Annotated in this window: 17 protein-coding genes; 14 read left to right on the top strand and 3 right to left on the bottom strand. The window is 64.8% G+C overall.

Going from position 1 to position 17,549, the window contains the following annotated elements; all coding sequences use genetic code 11:
* Positions 1 to 89: 89 nt before the first annotated feature.
* From XH90_RS22215 to XH90_RS22180, 8 genes are all read left to right on the top strand, one after another.
* The gene (locus tag XH90_RS22215) at positions 90 to 1,547 is read left to right on the top strand and encodes a 6-hydroxynicotinate reductase (protein ID WP_194482767.1); all 1,458 of its coding nucleotides are present in this window, start codon (positions 90 to 92) and stop codon (positions 1,545 to 1,547) included.
* On the top strand, positions 1,544 to 2,440 hold the full coding sequence (locus XH90_RS22210) for a UPF0280 family protein (RefSeq protein WP_194476467.1): 897 nt from the start codon (positions 1,544 to 1,546) through the stop codon (positions 2,438 to 2,440). The genes XH90_RS22215 and XH90_RS22210 overlap by 4 nt, the downstream gene beginning before the upstream one ends.
* 15 nt (positions 2,441 to 2,455) lie before the next feature.
* Positions 2,456 to 3,040: an amino acid synthesis family protein gene (locus tag XH90_RS22205; RefSeq protein WP_194476466.1), complete on the top strand. Its 585-nt coding sequence runs from the start codon at positions 2,456 to 2,458 to the stop codon at positions 3,038 to 3,040.
* Positions 3,041 to 3,072: 32 nt separating this feature from the next.
* Entirely contained in the window at positions 3,073 to 4,275 is a 1,203-nt protein-coding gene (locus tag XH90_RS22200; protein WP_194476465.1) for an ABC transporter substrate-binding protein, read from the top strand.
* Between the two features lie 71 nt (positions 4,276 to 4,346).
* Positions 4,347 to 6,236, top strand: a complete 1,890-nt coding sequence (locus tag XH90_RS22195) for an ABC transporter permease (RefSeq protein WP_194476464.1) — start codon at positions 4,347 to 4,349, stop codon at positions 6,234 to 6,236.
* Positions 6,233 to 7,024, top strand: a complete 792-nt coding sequence (locus tag XH90_RS22190) for an ABC transporter ATP-binding protein (protein WP_194476463.1) — start codon at positions 6,233 to 6,235, stop codon at positions 7,022 to 7,024. The genes XH90_RS22195 and XH90_RS22190 overlap by 4 nt, the downstream gene beginning before the upstream one ends.
* Positions 7,021 to 7,725 carry an ABC transporter ATP-binding protein gene (locus XH90_RS22185; RefSeq protein WP_194476462.1) on the top strand — a complete coding sequence of 235 codons (705 nt, stop codon included), beginning with the start codon at positions 7,021 to 7,023 and terminating at the stop codon, positions 7,723 to 7,725. The genes XH90_RS22190 and XH90_RS22185 overlap by 4 nt, the downstream gene beginning before the upstream one ends.
* A gap of 25 nt (positions 7,726 to 7,750) precedes the next feature.
* Positions 7,751 to 8,206, top strand: coding sequence for a MarR family winged helix-turn-helix transcriptional regulator (locus XH90_RS22180; RefSeq protein WP_194476461.1), 456 nt, complete (start codon positions 7,751 to 7,753; stop codon positions 8,204 to 8,206).
* Positions 8,207 to 8,272: 66 nt separating this feature from the next.
* Here XH90_RS22180 and XH90_RS22175 read toward each other — a convergent pair whose 3' ends face one another.
* Positions 8,273 to 9,469, bottom strand: coding sequence for an amidohydrolase family protein (locus XH90_RS22175; RefSeq protein ID WP_194476460.1), 1,197 nt, complete (start codon positions 9,467 to 9,469; stop codon positions 8,273 to 8,275).
* Positions 9,470 to 9,626: 157 nt separating this feature from the next.
* Between XH90_RS22175 and XH90_RS22170 the strand changes: the two genes are divergently transcribed.
* From XH90_RS22170 to XH90_RS22160, 3 genes are all read left to right on the top strand, one after another.
* Positions 9,627 to 10,400: a ferredoxin--NADP reductase gene (locus XH90_RS22170; RefSeq protein ID WP_194476459.1), complete on the top strand. Its 774-nt coding sequence runs from the start codon at positions 9,627 to 9,629 to the stop codon at positions 10,398 to 10,400.
* Between the two features lie 106 nt (positions 10,401 to 10,506).
* Positions 10,507 to 10,833 (top strand): hypothetical protein, encoded by a 327-nt coding sequence (locus tag XH90_RS22165; RefSeq protein ID WP_194476458.1) that lies wholly within the window; start codon positions 10,507 to 10,509, stop codon positions 10,831 to 10,833.
* Between the two features lie 99 nt (positions 10,834 to 10,932).
* Positions 10,933 to 12,240 carry a cytochrome P450 gene (locus XH90_RS22160; protein ID WP_194476457.1) on the top strand — a complete coding sequence of 436 codons (1,308 nt, stop codon included), beginning with the start codon at positions 10,933 to 10,935 and terminating at the stop codon, positions 12,238 to 12,240.
* On the opposite strand, the gene XH90_RS22155 is transcribed toward XH90_RS22160, so the two are convergent.
* Positions 12,141 to 13,391 carry a DUF763 domain-containing protein gene (locus XH90_RS22155; RefSeq protein WP_194476456.1) on the bottom strand — a complete coding sequence of 417 codons (1,251 nt, stop codon included), beginning with the start codon at positions 13,389 to 13,391 and terminating at the stop codon, positions 12,141 to 12,143. The two genes, XH90_RS22160 and XH90_RS22155, sit on opposite strands and share 100 nt — an antisense overlap.
* A gap of 127 nt (positions 13,392 to 13,518) precedes the next feature.
* Here XH90_RS22155 and XH90_RS22150 point away from each other — a divergent pair, with 127 nt between their 5' ends.
* Positions 13,519 to 14,664, top strand: coding sequence for a mechanosensitive ion channel family protein (locus tag XH90_RS22150; protein WP_194476455.1), 1,146 nt, complete (start codon positions 13,519 to 13,521; stop codon positions 14,662 to 14,664).
* A gap of 39 nt (positions 14,665 to 14,703) precedes the next feature.
* Here the strand turns inward: XH90_RS22150 and XH90_RS22145 are convergent, their stop codons facing one another.
* Positions 14,704 to 15,684, bottom strand: a complete 981-nt coding sequence (locus tag XH90_RS22145; protein ID WP_194476454.1) for a tripartite tricarboxylate transporter substrate binding protein — start codon at positions 15,682 to 15,684, stop codon at positions 14,704 to 14,706.
* Between the two features lie 116 nt (positions 15,685 to 15,800).
* Between XH90_RS22145 and XH90_RS22140 the strand changes: the two genes are divergently transcribed.
* Both XH90_RS22140 and XH90_RS22135 read left to right on the top strand, forming a co-directional pair.
* Entirely contained in the window at positions 15,801 to 16,511 is a 711-nt protein-coding gene (locus XH90_RS22140) for a TetR/AcrR family transcriptional regulator (protein ID WP_194476453.1), read from the top strand.
* Positions 16,512 to 16,584: 73 nt separating this feature from the next.
* The gene (locus XH90_RS22135) at positions 16,585 to 17,544 is read left to right on the top strand and encodes an amidohydrolase (RefSeq protein ID WP_194476452.1); all 960 of its coding nucleotides are present in this window, start codon (positions 16,585 to 16,587) and stop codon (positions 17,542 to 17,544) included.
* Positions 17,545 to 17,549: the final 5 nt, after the last annotated feature.

Raw genomic sequence — 17,549 nt, 5'->3', positions numbered from 1 at the left:
TTCGCGCGCGGCGCCGCTTGACAGCCATCAGGACCGCGCGCAACATCGTTCGTATACGAATGATAACCGCAATGTCCGCTGGCTTTGACATGGTGACGGAAACAACGAGCGCTGCCATCGACAAGATCCGCTGCGACGCTTGTCCGGTGATGTGCTACATCAAGCCGGGCGCGGCGGGCGCCTGCGACCGCTATGCCAACCAGGATGGCAAGCTCGTCCGCGTCGATCCCCACATCATTCTCGAACGCACGGTGTCGCAGGGCGGCAAGCTCGTGCCGTTCAGCCGCACCGAAGACTGGGACGGCAAGATCGTCCACGAGCCCTCGACCTTCGTCACCGCGATCGGCGCGGGCACGACCTATCCCGACTACAAACCGGCGCCGTTCATCGTCTCCTCCGAGGTCGACGGTGTCGACATGGTGACCGTCGTCACCGAGGGCATCTTCTCCTATTGCGGCATCAAGGTGAAGATCGACACCGACCGCTATCTCGGTCCGGAGACCGCGACCGTGCGCGCGCAGGGCGAGGCGGTCGGCCACGTCACGACCAGCGAGTACGGCTCGCAGATGCTGTCGCTCGGCGGCGTGCATCATCTCACCGGCGGTTCGAAGAAAGAAGGTCGCGTCACCTGCGACACGCTGATGGACCTCGCCAATTGCAAGGCGGTAGAGCTGACCATCGACGGCGGCGCCAGCGTGGTGGTGCAGGCCGGCCAGCCGCCGATCGTCAACGGCGTCAAGGAAGAGCGCATGCGCGTCGGCTGCGGCTCGGCGACCATCGGCATGTTCGCCAAGCAATGGCATGGCAAGGTCGACGAGGTCGTCGTGGTCGACGATCACATCACCGGCGTGCTCTCGGAGCACCAGGCCGGCAAGCTGCTCGACATCGCCGACACGGGCATCAAGATGAAGGGGCGGCGTTCGACGCCCGGCCGTTATTTCCAGGTCGCCGATCCCGGCACCGGGTGGGGCGGCACCAACATCTCCGATCCGCTGGCCATCCTCGGGCCGTTCGACGCCAAGGAGGCCAGGCCCGGGCTGTCGATGCTGATGGTGTCCACCACGGGCGAGCATTCGTCCTACTACGTGCTCGACGACGCCCTGAAGCCGATCGAGACCGAAATGCCCGCCGACCTGCAATTCTCGGTCGAGCGCATCCAGGAAAATTGCGAGCCTGCGCTGTGCACGGTGTTGTTCATGGCTGGTGCCGGCGGTTCCTTGCGTGCCGGGGTGACCGACAATCCGGTGCGGCTGACGCGGTCGGTGAAGGACGCCCTGACGCGCGTCACCAGCGGCGGCGCGGCGGTCTATGTCTGGCCCGGCGGCGGTATCACCTACATGGTGGACGTGACGCAGATGCCGGCGGGTGCATTCGGTTATGTGCCGACGCCGGCGCTGGTCGCGCCGATCGAGTTCACGATGAAACTCACCGACTATGCCGCGCTCGGCGGACACATGGACTACGTCAAGCCGCTCGCCGAGGTCAGGGGCGGCGATGATGTCCGTCAGTTGCCCTGGCAGAATCCGATCCCGGGACGGCGGGCATGACACGGCTCCCGCAAATCGCATTGCTGTCTGATGGCCGGCGGCTGCATTTGCAGGATGGACCGATTGATCTGATCGTGCAGGCGAGAGGGCGCGAGCACGAGCTGCGCGCGGCTTACGAGGCTGCGGCGCGGCGTTTCACGGGCCTGCTCGACGAACTCTGTGCGGAGCTGCCGGAATTGCGGGCGGCCGCCAAGGCGCGGACGTCGCTGAAGGGCGTGGTCGCGCGTCGGATGCACGCCGCAGTCGCGCCTTATGCCGCGGATTGCTTCATCACCCCAATGGCCGCGGTGGCCGGCAGTGTGGCTGAAGAAATCCTGGCTGCGATGCTGAACGCAGCGCCGCTCGATCGGGTCTATGTCAACAATGGCGGCGACATCGCGCTGCATCTCGGGCGCGGCGAGCATTTTTCCGTCGGCTTGATGGATCGGCCGGATCGTGACGGCGTGATGAGGGTCATGAGGGTTGACGCGGATGATCCCGTGCGCGGCATTGCGACCAGCGGCCGCCATGGCCGCAGCTTTTCGCTCGGCATTGCCGACGCGGTGACGGTTCTGGCGGCGACGGCGTCGCAGGCTGATGCGGCCGCGACCGTGATTGCGAACGCCGTCGATTTGCCCGGACATCCCGCCATCACCAGGCAACCCGCCAACGAGCTTCAGCCCGACAGCGATCTTGGCGCACGTCTGGTCACCCGTGACGTCGGTGAATTATCGCAAGAGGAGATCGCGGCTGCGCTCGAATCTGGCGCGGAATGTGCACGGCAATTATTCGACCGCGGATTGATCGAGGGTGCCGTGCTGCGGCTTTGTGGTGATATGCTTGTGATCGGAACCAAGGATATGGAAGAGCAAAGAGCGCGCCCGCTCGCGCTGGAGAACGCGGTCGATGCCTGAACAGGGACGTGAAACATGAGCGCGATCATCCGCAAGATCGTCACCGTCGTCGAAGAGACGCAGATGGAGATGGGCCGCCAGGTCTCGCCGCCGACCCGGCGCGCCGCTGCGATCGCCGTCATCGAAAATCCCTTTGCCGGAAAATATGTCGAGGACCTCTCGCCGCTGATCGCCATCGGTGAGGAGCTTGGCGAGCTGCTGTCGAAGCGCGCGGTCGCGGCGCTCGGTATCGATGGTGCGAAAGCGCAGAGCTACGGCAAGGCCGCCGCCGTCGGCGAGAATGGCGAACTGGAGCATGCCGCTGCGATCCTTCACCCCAAGATGGGTGCACCGGTGCGGAAAGTTCTGGGCAAGGGCGCGGCGCTGATTCCCTCGTCCAAGAAGCGCAGCGGTCCCGGCACGACGCTGGACATTCCGCTTGGTCACAAGGACGCTGCCTTCGTGCGCAGTCACTTCGACGGCATGGAAGTTCAGATCAACGACGCGCCGCGCGCCAACGAGATCATGGTCGCGGTCGCCGTCACCGACAGCGGTCGTCCGCTGCCGCGCGTCGGCGGGCTGACGGTTGCCGAGGTCAAGGGCGAAGACGGTTTGAGATAGAGACGTTAGAGAGTTCAAAACTGGAGGTTGGGATGCGAGCAAAAAATTACGTCGTCGGCGCGGCCTTTGCGCTTCTGGCTGCCGGCATGGGCCATTCGGCCGTGGCGGAGGACATCAAGATCGGCGAGATCAACAGCTACTCGCTGCTGCCGTCCTTCACCGAACCCTATCGCAAGGGCTGGCAGCTTGCGGTGGAAGAGATCAACGCCGCCGGTGGCATCAACGGCAAGAAGCTCGTCGTCGTCTCCAAGGACGACGGCGGCAAGCCCGCGGACGCACAGACCGCGGCCAATGAGCTCGTCTCCAGCGAGGGCGTGGCGATGCTGACGGGCACGTTCCTGTCGAACATCGGTCTTGCCGTCAGTGACTTCGCCAACCAGAAGAAGGTGTTCTTCCTCGCGGCGGAGCCGCTGACGGACGCCGTGACCTGGTCGAAGGGCAACAAGTACACCTTCCGCCTGCGCCCCTCCAACTACATGCAGGCCGCGATGCTGGTGGAAGCCGCCAGCAAATTGCCGGCAAAACGCTGGGCGACGATCGCGCCGAACTATGAATACGGCCAGTCGGCGGTGGCGGTGTTCAAGAAACTGATGTCGGCGAAGCGTCCTGACATCCAGTGGGTCGACGAACAGTGGCCGCCGCAGGGCAAGATCGATGCGGGTCCGGTGGTGCAGGCGGTGGCGCAGGCCAATCCCGAAGCGATCCTCAACGTCACCTTCGGTCCTGATCTCGTCAAGCTCGTGCGCGAAGGCAACACCCGTGGCCTGTTCAAGGGACGCGAGGTCGTGTCCTTCCTGACCGGCGAGCCCGAATATCTCGATCCGCTCAAGGACGAGACTCCCGAAGGCTGGATCGTCACCGGCTATCCCTGGTACTCGATCAAGACGCCGGAGCATGATGCGTTCCTGAAGGCTTACCAGGCCAAGTACAACGACTATCCGCGCCTCGGCTCGATCGTCGGCTACCAGACCATCAAGGCGGCGGCGGCGATCATCGCCAAGGCCGGCTCGACCGACACCGACAAGATGATTGCGGCGGCCGAGGGCATCTCGATGCCGTCGCCGTTCGGCGAGATCACCTTCCGCAAGATCGACCACCAGTCGACCCTCGGCGCCTTCGTCGGCAAGACAGCGCAGAAGGACGGCAAGGGCGTGATGGTGGACGCCGTCTACAGGAAGGGCTCGGACTATCTGCCGAGCGATGCCGAAGTCGAGAAGCTGCGGCCGAAGGATTAAGGCTTCTTTAGCTCTCCCTCTCCCCGCTCTTCGCGGGGAGAGGTGAAAATCAGACCTAACCCGGACCGCCGATGGCCTTTTACGTCGTACAGTTTCTGACCGGTCTCGCCAGCGCAGCGTCGCTGTTTCTGGTGGCCTCGGGCCTGTCGATCATCTTCGGCGTGACGCGGATCGTCAATTTCGCGCATGGCGCCTTCTACATGATCGGCGCCTACATCGCCTTCACGCTCACCGAGCGTTTCTCCGGTGCGTTCGGCTTCTGGGGCGGCGTGGTGATGGCTGCGCTGGCGGTGGCGCTGATCGGCGTCCTCGTCGAGATGGTGCTGCTCCGGCGTATCTACCATGCGCCGGAACTGTTCCAGCTGCTCGGTACCTTCGGCCTGACCCTGATGGTCGAGGATCTCGTGGTATTGATCTGGGGGCCCGACGATCTCGTCGGCCGCCGCGCGCCGGGCTTCAGGGGCGCGGTCGATTTCTTCGGCCAGAACATCCCGAGCTACGATCTGTTCCTGATTGCGATGGGCCCTGTGGTGCTCGGCATTCTCTGGCTGCTGTTCCAGCGCACGCGCTGGGGCGTCTTGGTGCGCGCCGCGACGCAGGACCGCGACATGGTCGCAGCGCTCGGCGTGAACCAGAAGTGGCTGTTCACATCAGTGTTCGCGGTCGGCGTCTTCCTCGCCGCGCTCGGCGGCGCGCTCCAGATCCCGCGTGATGCCGTGCACCACGCCATGGATCTGCGCATCATCGTCGAGGTCTTCGTCGTCGTCGTGATCGGCGGTCTCGGCAGCATCGTTGGCGCCTTCGTGGCGGCCGTGCTTGTGTCCGAGCTGAATGCGTTTGGCATCCTGATCTTCCCAAAAATCTCCATCATCCTGGTCTTCCTGGTGATGGCGGTGGTGTTGATCGTCCGGCCCTGGGGCCTGTTCGGCAAGCCGGAGGCGGCCGCGCGCAAGACGCCGGGGCTGTCAGTCAATCCCTGGCGGCCGCTGACGTCGAACGAGCGGCTGGCGTCCCTCGCGGCGCTCGTCATCGCGGCGATGCTGCCGCTGTTTGCCGGCAACTACGCGCTGACCGTCGGCTCGGAGATCGCGATCTTCGTGATCTTTGCCGTCAGCCTCCATTTCCTGATGTCGGTCGGCGGGCTTGCGTCGTTCGGCCACGCCGCCTATTTCGGCCTCGGCGCCTATGGCGTGGCGTTCCTCGCCAAGATGGCGGGGCTGCCGATGATCGTCTGTCTCTTGCTCGGTCCGCTGCTCGGCTGCATGGGCGCCGCCGTGTTCGGCTTCTTCGCGGTGCAGCTCTCCGGTGTCTATTTTGCCATGCTGACGCTCGCCTTCGCGCAGATCGTCTGGTCGATCGCGTTCCAGTGGGTGAGCGTCACGGGCGGCGACAACGGCATTCTGGGCGTCTGGCCTGCGAGCTGGGCGGCGAGCCCGTCGCATTTCTACTGGCTGGCGCTCGGCGTCGCAGCGCTCGTCACCACTGCGCTGCGGATCGCGTTGTTCTCGCCGTTCGGTTACGCGCTTCGCGCCACGCGCGACTCGCTGCTCCGCAGCGAAGCCGTCGGTATCAATGCCAAGCGCATCCAGTGGACCGCCTTCGTGATCGCGGGCACGACCGCCGGCATCGGCGGCGCGCTGTTCGCTTATCTCAAAGGGAGCGTCTTCCCCGACAATCTCGGCATCTCGCTCTCGGTCGATGCGCTGGTCATGGTGCTGCTCGGCGGCGTCGAGACGGTGTCGGGCGGGGTGATTGGCGCCATTGTCTACAAGGCCCTCAACATCTGGCTGGTGAGCCAGACCGATCTGTCAAAGCTGGTGCTCGGCGGCTTCATCGTGCTGATCGTCGTCGTCTTCCCCAAGGGCATCGTCGGCATGCTGGAGATTCTCACGCAGCGGCGCAGAAAATCATCGCCGCCGGGATCATCTTTGCTCGCCAAGCCGATCGAGTCCGCCGAATGAGCGTTACGCCCCCACTTCTCGCGGTCGAAGGCTTGACCAAATCCTACGGTGGCATTCATGCCGTGCGAGGCGTCTCGTTCTCGCTGCGATCAGGCGAGATCCTGGCGCTGATCGGTCCGAACGGCGCGGGCAAGAGCACCTGCTTCGACATGCTCAACGGCCAGAACAAGCCGGATAGCGGGCACGTCCGCCTGCTCGGCGAAGAGACCACAGGCAAGAAGCCGCGCGATATCTGGCGCATGGGCGTGGGACGCACCTTCCAGATCACGGCGACCTTCGCCACCATGACGGTGCGTGAAAACGTGCAGGTCGCGCTGATTTCGCACGGCAGGCAACTGTTCAATCTCTGGGGCTCGGCGCCTGATGTCGACCGCAACGAGGCCGGACGGCTGCTCGAGTTGGTCGGCATGGGCGGCTATGCGGATCGTCCCTGCGGCGAACTCGCCTATGGCGATCTCAAGCGGCTCGAGCTCGCGGTCGCGCTCGCCAATGATCCAAAACTGCTCTTGATGGACGAGCCGACCGCCGGCATGGCGCCGCGCGAGCGTGTCGAGCTGATGCGGCTCACGGCTCAGATCGCGAAGGAAAAGGCGATCGGCGTGCTCTTCACCGAACACGACATGGACGTGGTGTTCGAACATGCCGACCGCATCATCGTGCTCAATCGCGGCACGTTGATCGCAGAGGGCTCGCCGGCCGAGGTACGAGGCAATCCGCAGGTGCAGGCGATCTATCTCGGCGAGGGGCTGCTTTACGAGGGCGGGCATCGCGAGGGAGCATCAGTATGAAGCTCACGGTGCAGGACCTGAACAGCCATTACGGCCCCGCGCATATTCTGTTCGACATCGGTTTCGAGGTCGGCGAGGGCGAGGTGGTGGCGCTGCTCGGGCGCAACGGCGCCGGCAAGTCGACGACGTTCCGCTCGATCGTCGGTCTCGTGGCGCAGCGGACCGGCCGCATCACGTTCGAGGGCAAGGACGTCTCGACGAAACCGACGCACGAGATCGTGCGCGAGGGGCTCGGCTATGTGCCGGAGGAGCGACGCATCTTCACGGACCTGACGGTCGAAGAGAATCTAGAGGTCGGCCGCCAGCCGAAGCGGCCGAACGCGCCATACTGGACGCGCGAAAAACTGTTCACGCTGTTTCCCAATCTCGGCGAGATGAAGGGCCGCCCCGGCGGCCGCATGAGCGGCGGCGAGCAGCAGATGCTGACCATCGCGCGCACGTTGATGGGCAATCCGTCGCTGGTGCTGCTCGACGAGCCCTCGGAGGGCCTGTCGCCAAAGATCGTGGAGCAGATGGTCGACGCCATCCTGACCATGAAGAAGGAGGGCGTCAGCATCGTCGTCTCCGAGCAGAATTTGCATTTTGCGCGGCTGATTTCCGATCGTGCCTATATCATCGAGCGCGGTCGCATCTGTTTTGGCGGCACGATGGCCGAACTCGACGCGCGTCCGGATATCCGCGACGCGCATCTGTCGTTGTGAGGGCAAAGGGAAGGGCAGCGTAGGAATGGCAAGAAGCGTCACGGCGAAGAAAAGCGTCAAGCAAGGCAAGCCTCCTTACGTGCTCGACGAGCAGGTCGGCTTCATCCTGCGCCAGGTCTGGCAGCGCCACAGCGCGATCTTCTCCCGCGACATCGGCACCAACCTGACGCCGACGCAGTGGGCCGCGCTGTCGAAGCTCGCCGAGACCGGGCCGTGCTCGCAGAACCAGCTCGGACGTCTGACCGCGATGGACGTCGCCACCATCAAGGGCGTGATCGATCGCCTGACGGCGCGCGGCCTGACCGAGACGAGCCAGGATCCAGAGGATGGACGGCGCCTCCTGGTGAGCCTGACGCGCGCCGGTCAGCAGCTTGCCGAAAAGCTCGCGCCGAATGCGATCGCGATCACGCGCGAGACGCTGGCGCCGCTCGACGCCAAGGAGCGCGAGCTGCTGATGGCGCTGTTGAACAAGCTGCGATGAATTGAAGCCGTCATTCCGGGGCGCGACGAAGTCGCGAGCCCGGAATGACGGCTGTGTTTGCGGCGCCTACTTCCCCACCACTTCCGGCACTCTTCCCGCCGGCGGCGTGTTGCGGCTGCGCTGCGTCCGCACGATGCCGTCGATGATGGTCATGCCGATGCCGGGGAGATCGCCGAGCTGAACGCTCTCCAGGATGTTCTTGCCGGGCGAGTGCTGAGCCTTGTCCATGATGACGAAATCGGCGGCGCGGCCGACCTCGATCAGGCCGCAATCGAGCTGCCGCATTCGCGCGGTGTTGCCGGTGGCAAGGCAGAACGCGAGCTCGGCCGGCAGTTCGCCGATCGAGGACAGCATCGAGACCATGCGCAAAATGCCGAGCGGCTGCACGCCGGAGCCCGCCGGCCCGTCGGTGCCGAGGATGACGCGGTGCAGATCGCCCATCTCGCGTGCGATGCGCAGCGTGTAGAGCGCCGAGCGCTCATTGCCGTTGTGAACGATCTCGAGGCCGCGCTTGCAGCCCTCGCAGATGCAGCGGATCTGGTCGTCGGGCAGCGCGGTGTGGCCGCCGTTGATGTGGCCGACCACGTCGGTGTCGGCTTCCAGCACCACGTCCTTGTCGATCAGGCCGGAGCCGGGGATCGAGGGGCCGCCGGTGTGGATGGTGCTCTGGATGCCGTATTTGCGCGCCCAGCCGACCATCTTGCGCGCGGTCGGGCCGTCCTTGACGCCGCCAAGGCCGACTTCGCCGAGCAGCTTGACGCCGGCGGCGGCCATCTCCTTGAAGTCTTCCTCGACCATCTCGCATTCGATCACGGGCGCGCCGGCGTGAACCTTCACGCCGCCCGGACGAAGCGTCCAGAACGCGCGCTGGGCGAAGATCGCCATCGCCTTCAGCCCGACGACGTCGCGGGGGCGGCCGGGCATGTGCACTTCGCCGGCCGAGATCATGGTGGTGATGCCGCCATGGAGCGAGCTGTCGATCCAGTTGATCTGGTTCTGCCGCGGCGTCCAGTCGCCGGCGACAGGATGGACGTGGCTGTCGATCAGGCCCGGGGTCACCGTCGTGCCGTTGGCATCGACGATGGTGGTGGCGCCTTCCGTATCGAGGTCCTTGAAGCGGCCGATCGCGGTGATCTTGCCGTTCTCGGCGACGATGGTGTCGCCGTCCAGGATCGGCTTTTCCAGCGCGCCGGACAGGATCAGGCCGATATTGCGGATTACCAGCTTCGAGGGTCCGGCGGCCTGGGGTGCGTCATGCGCCATGGAAAGGGCTCCTAATTTCTAACTGCAACGCTTTCGATCTTGGGCAGCCTTGACCGCGGGATCAAGCAGGATTATTCATTAGTATACGAATGATCGTGTACAAACGACGCATAGCTGGCCGCCTCGGAAACCGCTGGAAACGAAACGGAAGGGTGAGATGAGCAATTTCAATCAGGAAAGCGTTTTGAGCGTCCACCACTGGACCGACACGCTGTTCTCCTTCAAGACCACCCGCAGCCCGACCTTCCGCTTCCGCAACGGCGAGTTCACCATGATCGGGCTCAAGGTCGGCGAGAAGCCGCTGCTGCGGGCCTACAGCGTCGCCAGCGCCAATTACGAGGACACCCTCGAGTTCTTCTCGATCAAGGTGCCCGATGGTCCGCTGACCTCCCGGCTCCAGCACCTGAAGGAGGGCGATGAGGTCATCGTCAGCCGCAAGGCCACCGGCACGCTTGTCATCGACAACCTGGAAGCGGGCCGCAACCTCTACCTTATCGGCACCGGCACGGGCCTCGCGCCGTTCCTGAGCGTGATCAAGGATCCCGAGACCTACGAGCGGTTCGAGAAGGTCGTGCTGCTGCACGGCTGCCGGCACGTCAAGGAGCTCGCCTATGGCGAGATGATCACCGAGCACCTGCCCAAGGACGAGATGCTCGGCGAATACATCCAGAACCAGCTGATCTACTACCCGACCGTGACGCGCGATCCCTTCCGCAACCGCGGCCGCATCACCGACCTCATCACCTCGGGCAAGCTGTTCGACGACATCGGCCTGCCGGCGATCGAGGCGGCCCATGACCGCGTCATGATCTGCGGCAGCCCGGCGCTGGTCGCCGACACCCGCGTCCTCCTCGGCGAGCGTGGTTTTGTCGAAGGCAACCACGGTGAGCCGGCCCAGTTCGTGGTCGAGAAGGCGTTTGCCGAGCGCTAAACGCGGAATTTCTGCGCATTAAGGTCGCATTTTCGCCCTCGGGCGGGCGTTGCGGCGCCGATTCGGCGCTTGATACACTGTGGGAGCGAATCAGCGGAGTTCCCACATGGTTGCGGACAGCGACAGCAACATCGCCTGGCACCGGGTTCAGTTGAAGAAAAACCGCGCCGAGTTGAAGGCGCTGGAGACTGCGCGCTTCACGATGGGCGAGATCGCGTCCTCGAAGCGCAACGGTCAGACGCAGAAGGCGATCGCGGACCTCAAGCGCAAGATTGCGCAGTCCGAGCGCGCCATCGCCGACCATGACAAGCGCACGCGACGTCCGCTCGGCACCGATCTGCAAAGCCTCAGCAACGGCAGCTGGAGCCATTGGGACGCCTATACCAACCAGCAGCAGCGCAAGACCGGACCGCGCTCGCCGGGGCGGGGGTAGGCTCGTCTCTCCGCGTCAGAGAGGCGCACGTTCCGCCCCTTGCGCCGGCGGCACCATGCACCATGTGAGCGAGACGCCACCAACCGCTCCGGGAATCCCATGACATCGCGCCTCGATTTCACCAGCGAGGACTTCTTTCGCGATCCCCCCAAGACCATTGCGACGTTGCGTCTGTCCGGCCCTGTGGTCGCGACGCGGTTTCCTCTCGTCGGCAACGTCTGGATCACCACGACCCATGACGCCACCGCACAAGTTCTGAAGGACAGCACCACCTTCACGCTGCGCAAGGAGGATGGTGACATCGCGGGCCTGCGCTGGTGGATGCCGGCGTTCGTCAGCACCATCGCCAACAACATGCTGACCATGGACGAGCCGGATCATACAAGGCTGCGCAGCATCGTTGACGAGGCGTTCCGGCGCCGCGCGATCGTTGCGATGGAGCCGCGCATTCGCGCCATTGCCGACGGCCTAGCCGAGGAACTGTTCGCGAACGGTGGCACGGCCGACCTCGTCCAGCGTTACGCGCGCATCCTGCCGCTGTCGGTGATCTCAGAGCTTCTTGGTCTGCCCTTGGCGGATCGTCCCAAATTCATCGCCTGGGGCAACGCCATGTCCTCGGTGACGAATTTCGTCAGCTTCTTCCGCCTGATGTTCGCGTTCCGCAAGATGCGAGCCTACCTCGAGCAGCAGTTGCAGATCGCGCGTGTGCAGGGCGGCGAGGGCTTGATTGCCGAGCTGGTCCAGGTTGAACGCGAGGGCGGTGAAATTACGCCGGAGGAGATGGTGTCTATGGTGTTTCTGCTGCTCGCGGCGGGATCGGAGACGACCACGCATCTCATCAGCGGTTCCGTCTACGAACTGCTCAGGAATCCGGCCTTGCGCGACTGGCTGGAGCAGGACTGGAGCCGCGCCGGGCTTGCGGTGGAGGAGTTCTTGCGCTTCGTGTCGCCGGTTCAATTCTCCAAGCCGCGCTACGTGCGGCGCGACGTCGAGGTCGAAGGCGTGCGCCTGAAGAAGGGCGATCGTGTCATGGTGATGCTGGCCGCGGCGAACGTGGACCCGGCAGTGCATGACCAGCCCGAGCGGCTCGATCCTGAGCGCAAGCCGAACCGCCACCTCTCGTTCGGAACAGGAATCCATTTCTGCCTGGGCCACCAGCTCGCGCGCATCGAAGCGGCCTGCGCGCTTCAGGCCCTTTTCACGCGATGGCCGAAACTCAGCCTCGCAGTCGCTCCGTCCGAGATACGCTGGCGTCGGCGACCGGGCATCAGAATGATCGCGAAGCTCCCCGTCGTCGCTGCGACGCTTCAGGCCGTCGACTTACCTGATGATGCAAGGTCGCGCTCCCAGCCGAACACCGAGCGGCCGTCGAGATCGGGCGAGGCCGCACGTTCGCCCGCGATATAGGCCTCGACCGACGGTCCGCTCGCCGTGCGCTCCAGGCGACGCGCCTGGTCGTCGAGGCGCTTGATCGCCTGCATCTCTTCCTCACGCCCGAGCTTGGCGTTCTGGATCGCGCCCTTCAGCACGCGGATGGTCTCGTCATAGACCTTGATCGGAACGGGGTAGGGATGCCGGTCCTTGCCGCCATGGGCGAGCGAGAAGCGCGCCGGGTCCTTGAAGCGATAGGGCGCACCGTGCACGACCTCGGCGACCATTGCGAGCGAGCGCACGGTGCGGGCGCCGACGCCCGGCGTCAGCAACAGCTCGGGGAAGTCGACGGGGCCGCGCTCAGCGGCCGCGGCGAGGGTGCCGTGCAGTCGCCGGGCGAACACGTCCTTCGGCCGCACGTCGTGATGCGCGGGCATGATCAGGTGCGGCAGCATCGCTTGCGCCGGTTCGGGCGCAGCGCCCGTGAGCCGCTCGAATTCGGAGAGGATGCGGTCGGGGCCGAGATCGGAGAGCAGTTCGAGCTGCGCGCTACGCGAGACGTCGGCGCGATGGTCGGTGAGATTGACGATCTCGCCCTGCTGCGGGCCGTCGATCGCGCTGTGAGGCGTATCGACAAAGCTCTTCAGCGCGTCGGAATGCCAGTGATAGCGGCGGGCCTGCCGCTTGTCGCCGTTCATGCCTTGCTGCACCACGGTCCACTTGCCCTCGGTGGTGACGAAGAAGCCGTGCAGATAGAGATCAAAGCCGTCCTGCACGGCGGCACTGTCGACCTTCGCCACCAGCCGGCTCGCACGCGTAAGCTTTGCGCCGTCGAATCCGACGCGGTCGCCGAGTTGCATCAGCTCGTCCGGTGTTTTGCGCGAATGCTGGCCGCGGCCGCCGCAGACATAGATGCCGAGCTCGTCCCGGAGTGGCCCGAGCCCGCGCTTCAGCGCGCCGATCACTGATGTCGTGATGCCGGAGGAATGCCAGTCCATTCCCATCACGGCGCCGAACGATTGGAACCAGAATGGATGCGATAGCCGCTGCATGAAGGCATCGCGGCCGTAATGAAGCACAATCGCCTGCGTGACGATCGCGCCCAGCGAGGCCATGCGGCTCGCCAGCCATGGCGGAACCCGCCCGGTGTGGAGAGGAAGATCGGCGCTGCCGGTTCGTCTGGTCATGAGTTCCTCAAGCTAGCGCAATCCGCCGACGGTTGCACCAGCGGAATGCTGCGTTGCACGGAGCGGGGGAGCGAAGCCCGGCGCAAGGCGTTGAGCGCGAGATGCGAATACAAGTCCGGGGATGTGAATGACCAGGCAGGCCCTCATGGCCGATCTCGACAAGATGTTCGGGTGGATCCCGTCATGGATCATCGGCCTCGGCCTCGTTGCCGGAGCGATCCTGCTCGCGCTGACCTTCTACCGATTCGCGGTCTGGCTGCTCAATCGGGCGTTCGGAACCCGGCTTCCGCTGATGGGCGTGTTCATCGCGCGCACGTCCGGACCGGCGCAGCTGGCGCTGTGTCTTGCCGCTGTCGCGCTGGTCCTGCCGCTTGCACCGCTGAACGATGCATTCCGCTCCCCGCTGACGAGCCTGTTCGTCGTCGCCTTCATCGCGCTGATCGGCTGGATCTCGATCCGCATCGTCGATATGAGTGCGGCGCGCTACCTGCAGAATTTTCGCGATGTCACCGAGAATTTCGTCGCGCGCAAGCACGTCACGCAAGTCCGCGTGTTCAAGCGCATTACCGACATCATCATCGTCATCATCACGGTGTCGACCGCGCTGATGACGTTCGACTCGGTCAGGCAATACGGCGTCAGCCTGTTCGCCTCCGCCGGCGCCGCCGGCATCATCGTCGGTCTCGCCGCGCGGCCGCTGCTCAGCAATCTGATTGCGGGCGTGCAGATCGCCATCACCCAGCCGATCCGCATCGAGGATGCCGTCATCATCGAGAACGAATGGGGCTGGGTCGAGGACATCGCCGCGACCTATGTGGTGATCCGCCTATGGGACTGGCGACGCATGGTGGTGCCGCTGTCCTATTTCATCGAAAAGCCGTTCCAGAACTGGACCCGCGACACCGCGTCCCTGATCGGCGTCATCGCGCTGCATGTCGACTACCGCGCCGACGTGCCGCGTATTCGTCGTTGGCTGGAGGGAGCGGTGAAAGAGTCAAGGCTCTGGGATGGCGCGGTGGTCAATCTGCAGGTGATAGACGCGGATTCACGCACCATCGAGCTGCGCGCACTGGTCAGCGCACGGAATGCGCCGCAATCCTGGGACCTGCGCTGCGAGATGCGCGAGAAGCTGATTGCCTTCATCCGCGACGAGATGCCGGAAGCCCTGCCACGCGAACGCGCGATCCTGATCCCGCAGGGCGGAGGCGACGATGATGAATTCTTGCGACGTGCTGCGTCGTCGGAGAAGACGAGGGCGCCTGCGCACAATTGACCGGCGCGCGAGGCCCCTATTGCCCATCGCTTGGAGACCTCACTGCGCGCGGATGTCGGCGGCCTTCAGCACCGGCTCCCATTTGGTCGCCTCGGCGTGCATGTAGGCGTCAAACTCCTTGGAGGAGGAGCCGACCGGGGCTGCGCCGATCTTGCCGAGCGTCGACTGCACGCCCGGATCCTGCAGCGCCGCCTTCAGGTCGGCTTCGAGCTTCGCGACGATCTCCGGCGGCATTTTTGCCGGCCCAAGCACGCCCCACCAGACCGAGACGTCGTAGCCTGATACGCCGGACTCCGCGACGGTTGGCACATCAGGCAGCGCCTTGGAGCGCCCGGCCGAAGTCACCGCGAGTGCGCGCACCGGGCCGCCTTCGAGCTGGCCGATGGCTTCCGCGAGTGGATTGATGCTGAGCGGGATTTCGCCTGCGATCACCGCGGTCAGGGCCGGTGCGCCGCCCTTGTAGGGGATCGCGACCATCTTGGTGCCGGACATGTATTTCAGGAGCTCGCCGGCGAGATGCGCCGAGGTGCCGTTGCCGGACATGCCGTAGGAGAGCTTGTCCGGCTCCTTCTTTGCGGCGGCGAGGAGATCGCCCAGCGTCTTGTAGGGACTGTCCTTGGCCACCACGATCGCAAGCGGCGAGGAGGCGACTTCCGAGATCGCCGTAAAATCCTTGAAGGTGTCGTAAGGCATGCTCGGATAGATGAACTGGTTGAGCGGGTGACCGCTCGCGACCAGGATCAGCGTGTAGCCGTCGGGGGCGGCCTGCGTCAGCGCCTGCGAGGCGACGATGCCGCCGGCGCCAGGCCGGTTGTCGATCACCGGCTGCTGGCCCCAGGTTTTTGCGAGAGCCTGGCCGAGCGTGCGCGCGAGCACGTCGACCGCGCCGCCGGCCGCATAAGGCACGAGGATGTGGACCGGCTTGCTCGGAAAAGTGTCGGCGGCCTGCGCGACGCTGCCCGCGAGCATCAGACCGGCGCCGAGCATCCAAGCGGCAGCCTTCGTGTTCAAACCCAGCATATTTCAGCACTCCCTGAAGGCAGTTAGGTCCGTGCGGTGGTCTTCGAGCCGCTTCCGGACCTTGCCCGTGGTTTTTGTTGACGAGACCTGATCTTTTGTACGATAGTACAAATCACATGGTACGCAAGCCCACCAGCAAGGAAACGGCCCGCAAGCCGAACATGCGCGAGGCAATCCTCGCCGCGGCCGAGGAACTGTTCGCCACCAACGGCTTCAACGCCGTCTCGGTGCGCGACATCGCGCAGGCCGCCGGCGCCAATCCCGGCAGCGTGACCTATCATTTCAAGACCAAGGACGGCCTGCTGCTGGAGATCTACCGGCGCCATTGCGGGCCGATGAACCTTCGCCGCTCGGAGCTGCTCGCCGCCGCCAGGCGCGTGCGCGATCTCCAGGACCGGCTGGAAGCGATCGTGCGGGCCTATGTGGTGCCGGCCTTCACCTCGGGCAGCGATCTTGCAGGGGGCGGGGCGCGCTTCACGCGGCTCCGCGCCGTGATGTCCGCCGAAGGCAACGAGGTCGCGCGAAAAATCATCGCGCAGACCTTCGACGACACCAGCCACGCCTTCATCGATGCAATTCACGAGAGCCTGCCGCACATTCCGCGCACCGACATCGTCTGGCGCAGCCATTTCCTGCTCGGCGCACTCTATTATTCGCTCGTGACGCCGGACCGCGTCTCGCGCCTGTCGCGCGGCGAGGCCGACGGCAGCGACGCCGCAACGGCGATCGAGCAGCTGGTGCAGGCCACCGTTGCAGCGTTCCAGGCGCCCGCTCTGGATCAGGTCGTTCCGGCACGGCGGCGAACTCCTGCAAGCAGCAAGACTTGAAAGAAACCGCCCGAGCGGAGGCGCGCAACAGCGCTTCCGCTCGCAAGCGGACATGTGATGGAGTGATGAGGAAATGAACAGGCGGGAGTGTTTGCATCTCTTGACCGGACTGGCCGGCGCCGCGCTCGCGGGCGAAGCGCGCGGGCAGGCGGCTGAACCGAGGTCGATCCCGACGATCGCACCGCCGGACCCAAACCCCAAGACGCCGTCGTTCAAGCTGCCACCGAAATCCTGCGACAGCCACACCCACATTTTCGGGCCGGCGTCGCGCTACCCCTTCTCGGAGAAGCGTCCCTACAACACGGCTGACGCTCCGCTGGAGACATTTCGCAGCGTGCACGAGAAAATCGGCGTCGAGCGCTGCGTGATCGTGAACGCCACCGTGCACGGCACCGACAATCGCGTCGTCACCGATGCGATCGCTCAGAGCGAGGGCGCCTACAAGGGCATCGCAAATGTCAGCGACGAGATGACCGAGAAGGAGCTGGCTGCGCTCGACAAGAGCGGAATCTGCGGCTGCCGTTTTGCCTTCTTGAAGCGCCTCGGCGGCGTCGGCGACATGAACAAGTTCCAGCGCATCGTGCACCGGGTCGCCGAACTCGGCTGGCACATCGACGTCTATTTCGAGCCGGGCACTGTTCCCGAATTCGCGCCTGTTCTCGCCGCGCTGCCGACGCCTTATGTGATCGACCACATGGGCACGGTTCAGGCCGCGAAAGGTCTCGATGATCCCGGCTTCACGGCGCTGCTCGACCTCCAGAAGAAGGACGAGAAGTGCTGGGTCAAGATCACCGGCCTCGAACGCGCGTCCGCCGCCGGCAAGCCGTTCCACGACGCCGTTCGGTTCGCGAAGGCGCTGATCGACAACGCGCCCGATCGCGTCATCTGGGGCACCGACTGGCCGCATCCCAACGTCAAGATCATGCCGAATGACGGCGAGATCGTTGATCTGATCCCCCTCTACGCGCCCGACAAGGCGATCCAGCAGAAGCTGCTGGTCGACAACCCCGCGCGTCTCTTCAAGTTCGGCTGACGACG

The sequence above is a fragment of the Bradyrhizobium sp. CCBAU 53338 genome, from assembly GCF_015291665.1.
Lineage (GTDB): Bacteria > Pseudomonadota > Alphaproteobacteria > Rhizobiales > Xanthobacteraceae > Bradyrhizobium.
Note: the sequence above shows the minus strand (reverse complement) of the source record. Positions and strands in the feature narration are given on the sequence as shown.

Bases quoted from the DNA above. Each gene is read 5' to 3' on its own strand.
- XH90_RS22140 (WP_194476453.1), top strand. From the start codon at position 15,801: ATGGTACGCAAGCCCACCAGCAAGGAAACGGCCCGCAAGCCGAACATG.
- XH90_RS22165 (WP_194476458.1), top strand. From the start codon at position 10,507: ATGGTTGCGGACAGCGACAGCAACATCGCCTGGCACCGGGTTCAGTTG.
- XH90_RS22155 (WP_194476456.1), bottom strand. From the start codon at position 13,391: ATGACCAGACGAACCGGCAGCGCCGATCTTCCTCTCCACACCGGGCGG.
- XH90_RS22145 (WP_194476454.1), bottom strand. From the start codon at position 15,684: ATGCTGGGTTTGAACACGAAGGCTGCCGCTTGGATGCTCGGCGCCGGT.
- XH90_RS22175 (WP_194476460.1), bottom strand. From the start codon at position 9,469: ATGGCGCATGACGCACCCCAGGCCGCCGGACCCTCGAAGCTGGTAATC.
- XH90_RS22200 (WP_194476465.1), top strand. From the start codon at position 3,073: ATGCGAGCAAAAAATTACGTCGTCGGCGCGGCCTTTGCGCTTCTGGCT.
- XH90_RS22210 (WP_194476467.1), top strand. From the start codon at position 1,544: ATGACACGGCTCCCGCAAATCGCATTGCTGTCTGATGGCCGGCGGCTG.
- XH90_RS22205 (WP_194476466.1), top strand. From the start codon at position 2,456: ATGAGCGCGATCATCCGCAAGATCGTCACCGTCGTCGAAGAGACGCAG.
- XH90_RS22190 (WP_194476463.1), top strand. From the start codon at position 6,233: ATGAGCGTTACGCCCCCACTTCTCGCGGTCGAAGGCTTGACCAAATCC.
- XH90_RS22180 (WP_194476461.1), top strand. From the start codon at position 7,751: ATGGCAAGAAGCGTCACGGCGAAGAAAAGCGTCAAGCAAGGCAAGCCT.
- XH90_RS22160 (WP_194476457.1), top strand. From the start codon at position 10,933: ATGACATCGCGCCTCGATTTCACCAGCGAGGACTTCTTTCGCGATCCC.
- XH90_RS22150 (WP_194476455.1), top strand. From the start codon at position 13,519: ATGACCAGGCAGGCCCTCATGGCCGATCTCGACAAGATGTTCGGGTGG.
- XH90_RS22185 (WP_194476462.1), top strand. From the start codon at position 7,021: ATGAAGCTCACGGTGCAGGACCTGAACAGCCATTACGGCCCCGCGCAT.
- XH90_RS22135 (WP_194476452.1), top strand. From the start codon at position 16,585: ATGAACAGGCGGGAGTGTTTGCATCTCTTGACCGGACTGGCCGGCGCC.
- XH90_RS22170 (WP_194476459.1), top strand. From the start codon at position 9,627: ATGAGCAATTTCAATCAGGAAAGCGTTTTGAGCGTCCACCACTGGACC.
- XH90_RS22195 (WP_194476464.1), top strand. From the start codon at position 4,347: ATGGCCTTTTACGTCGTACAGTTTCTGACCGGTCTCGCCAGCGCAGCG.
- XH90_RS22215 (WP_194482767.1), top strand. From the start codon at position 90: ATGGTGACGGAAACAACGAGCGCTGCCATCGACAAGATCCGCTGCGAC.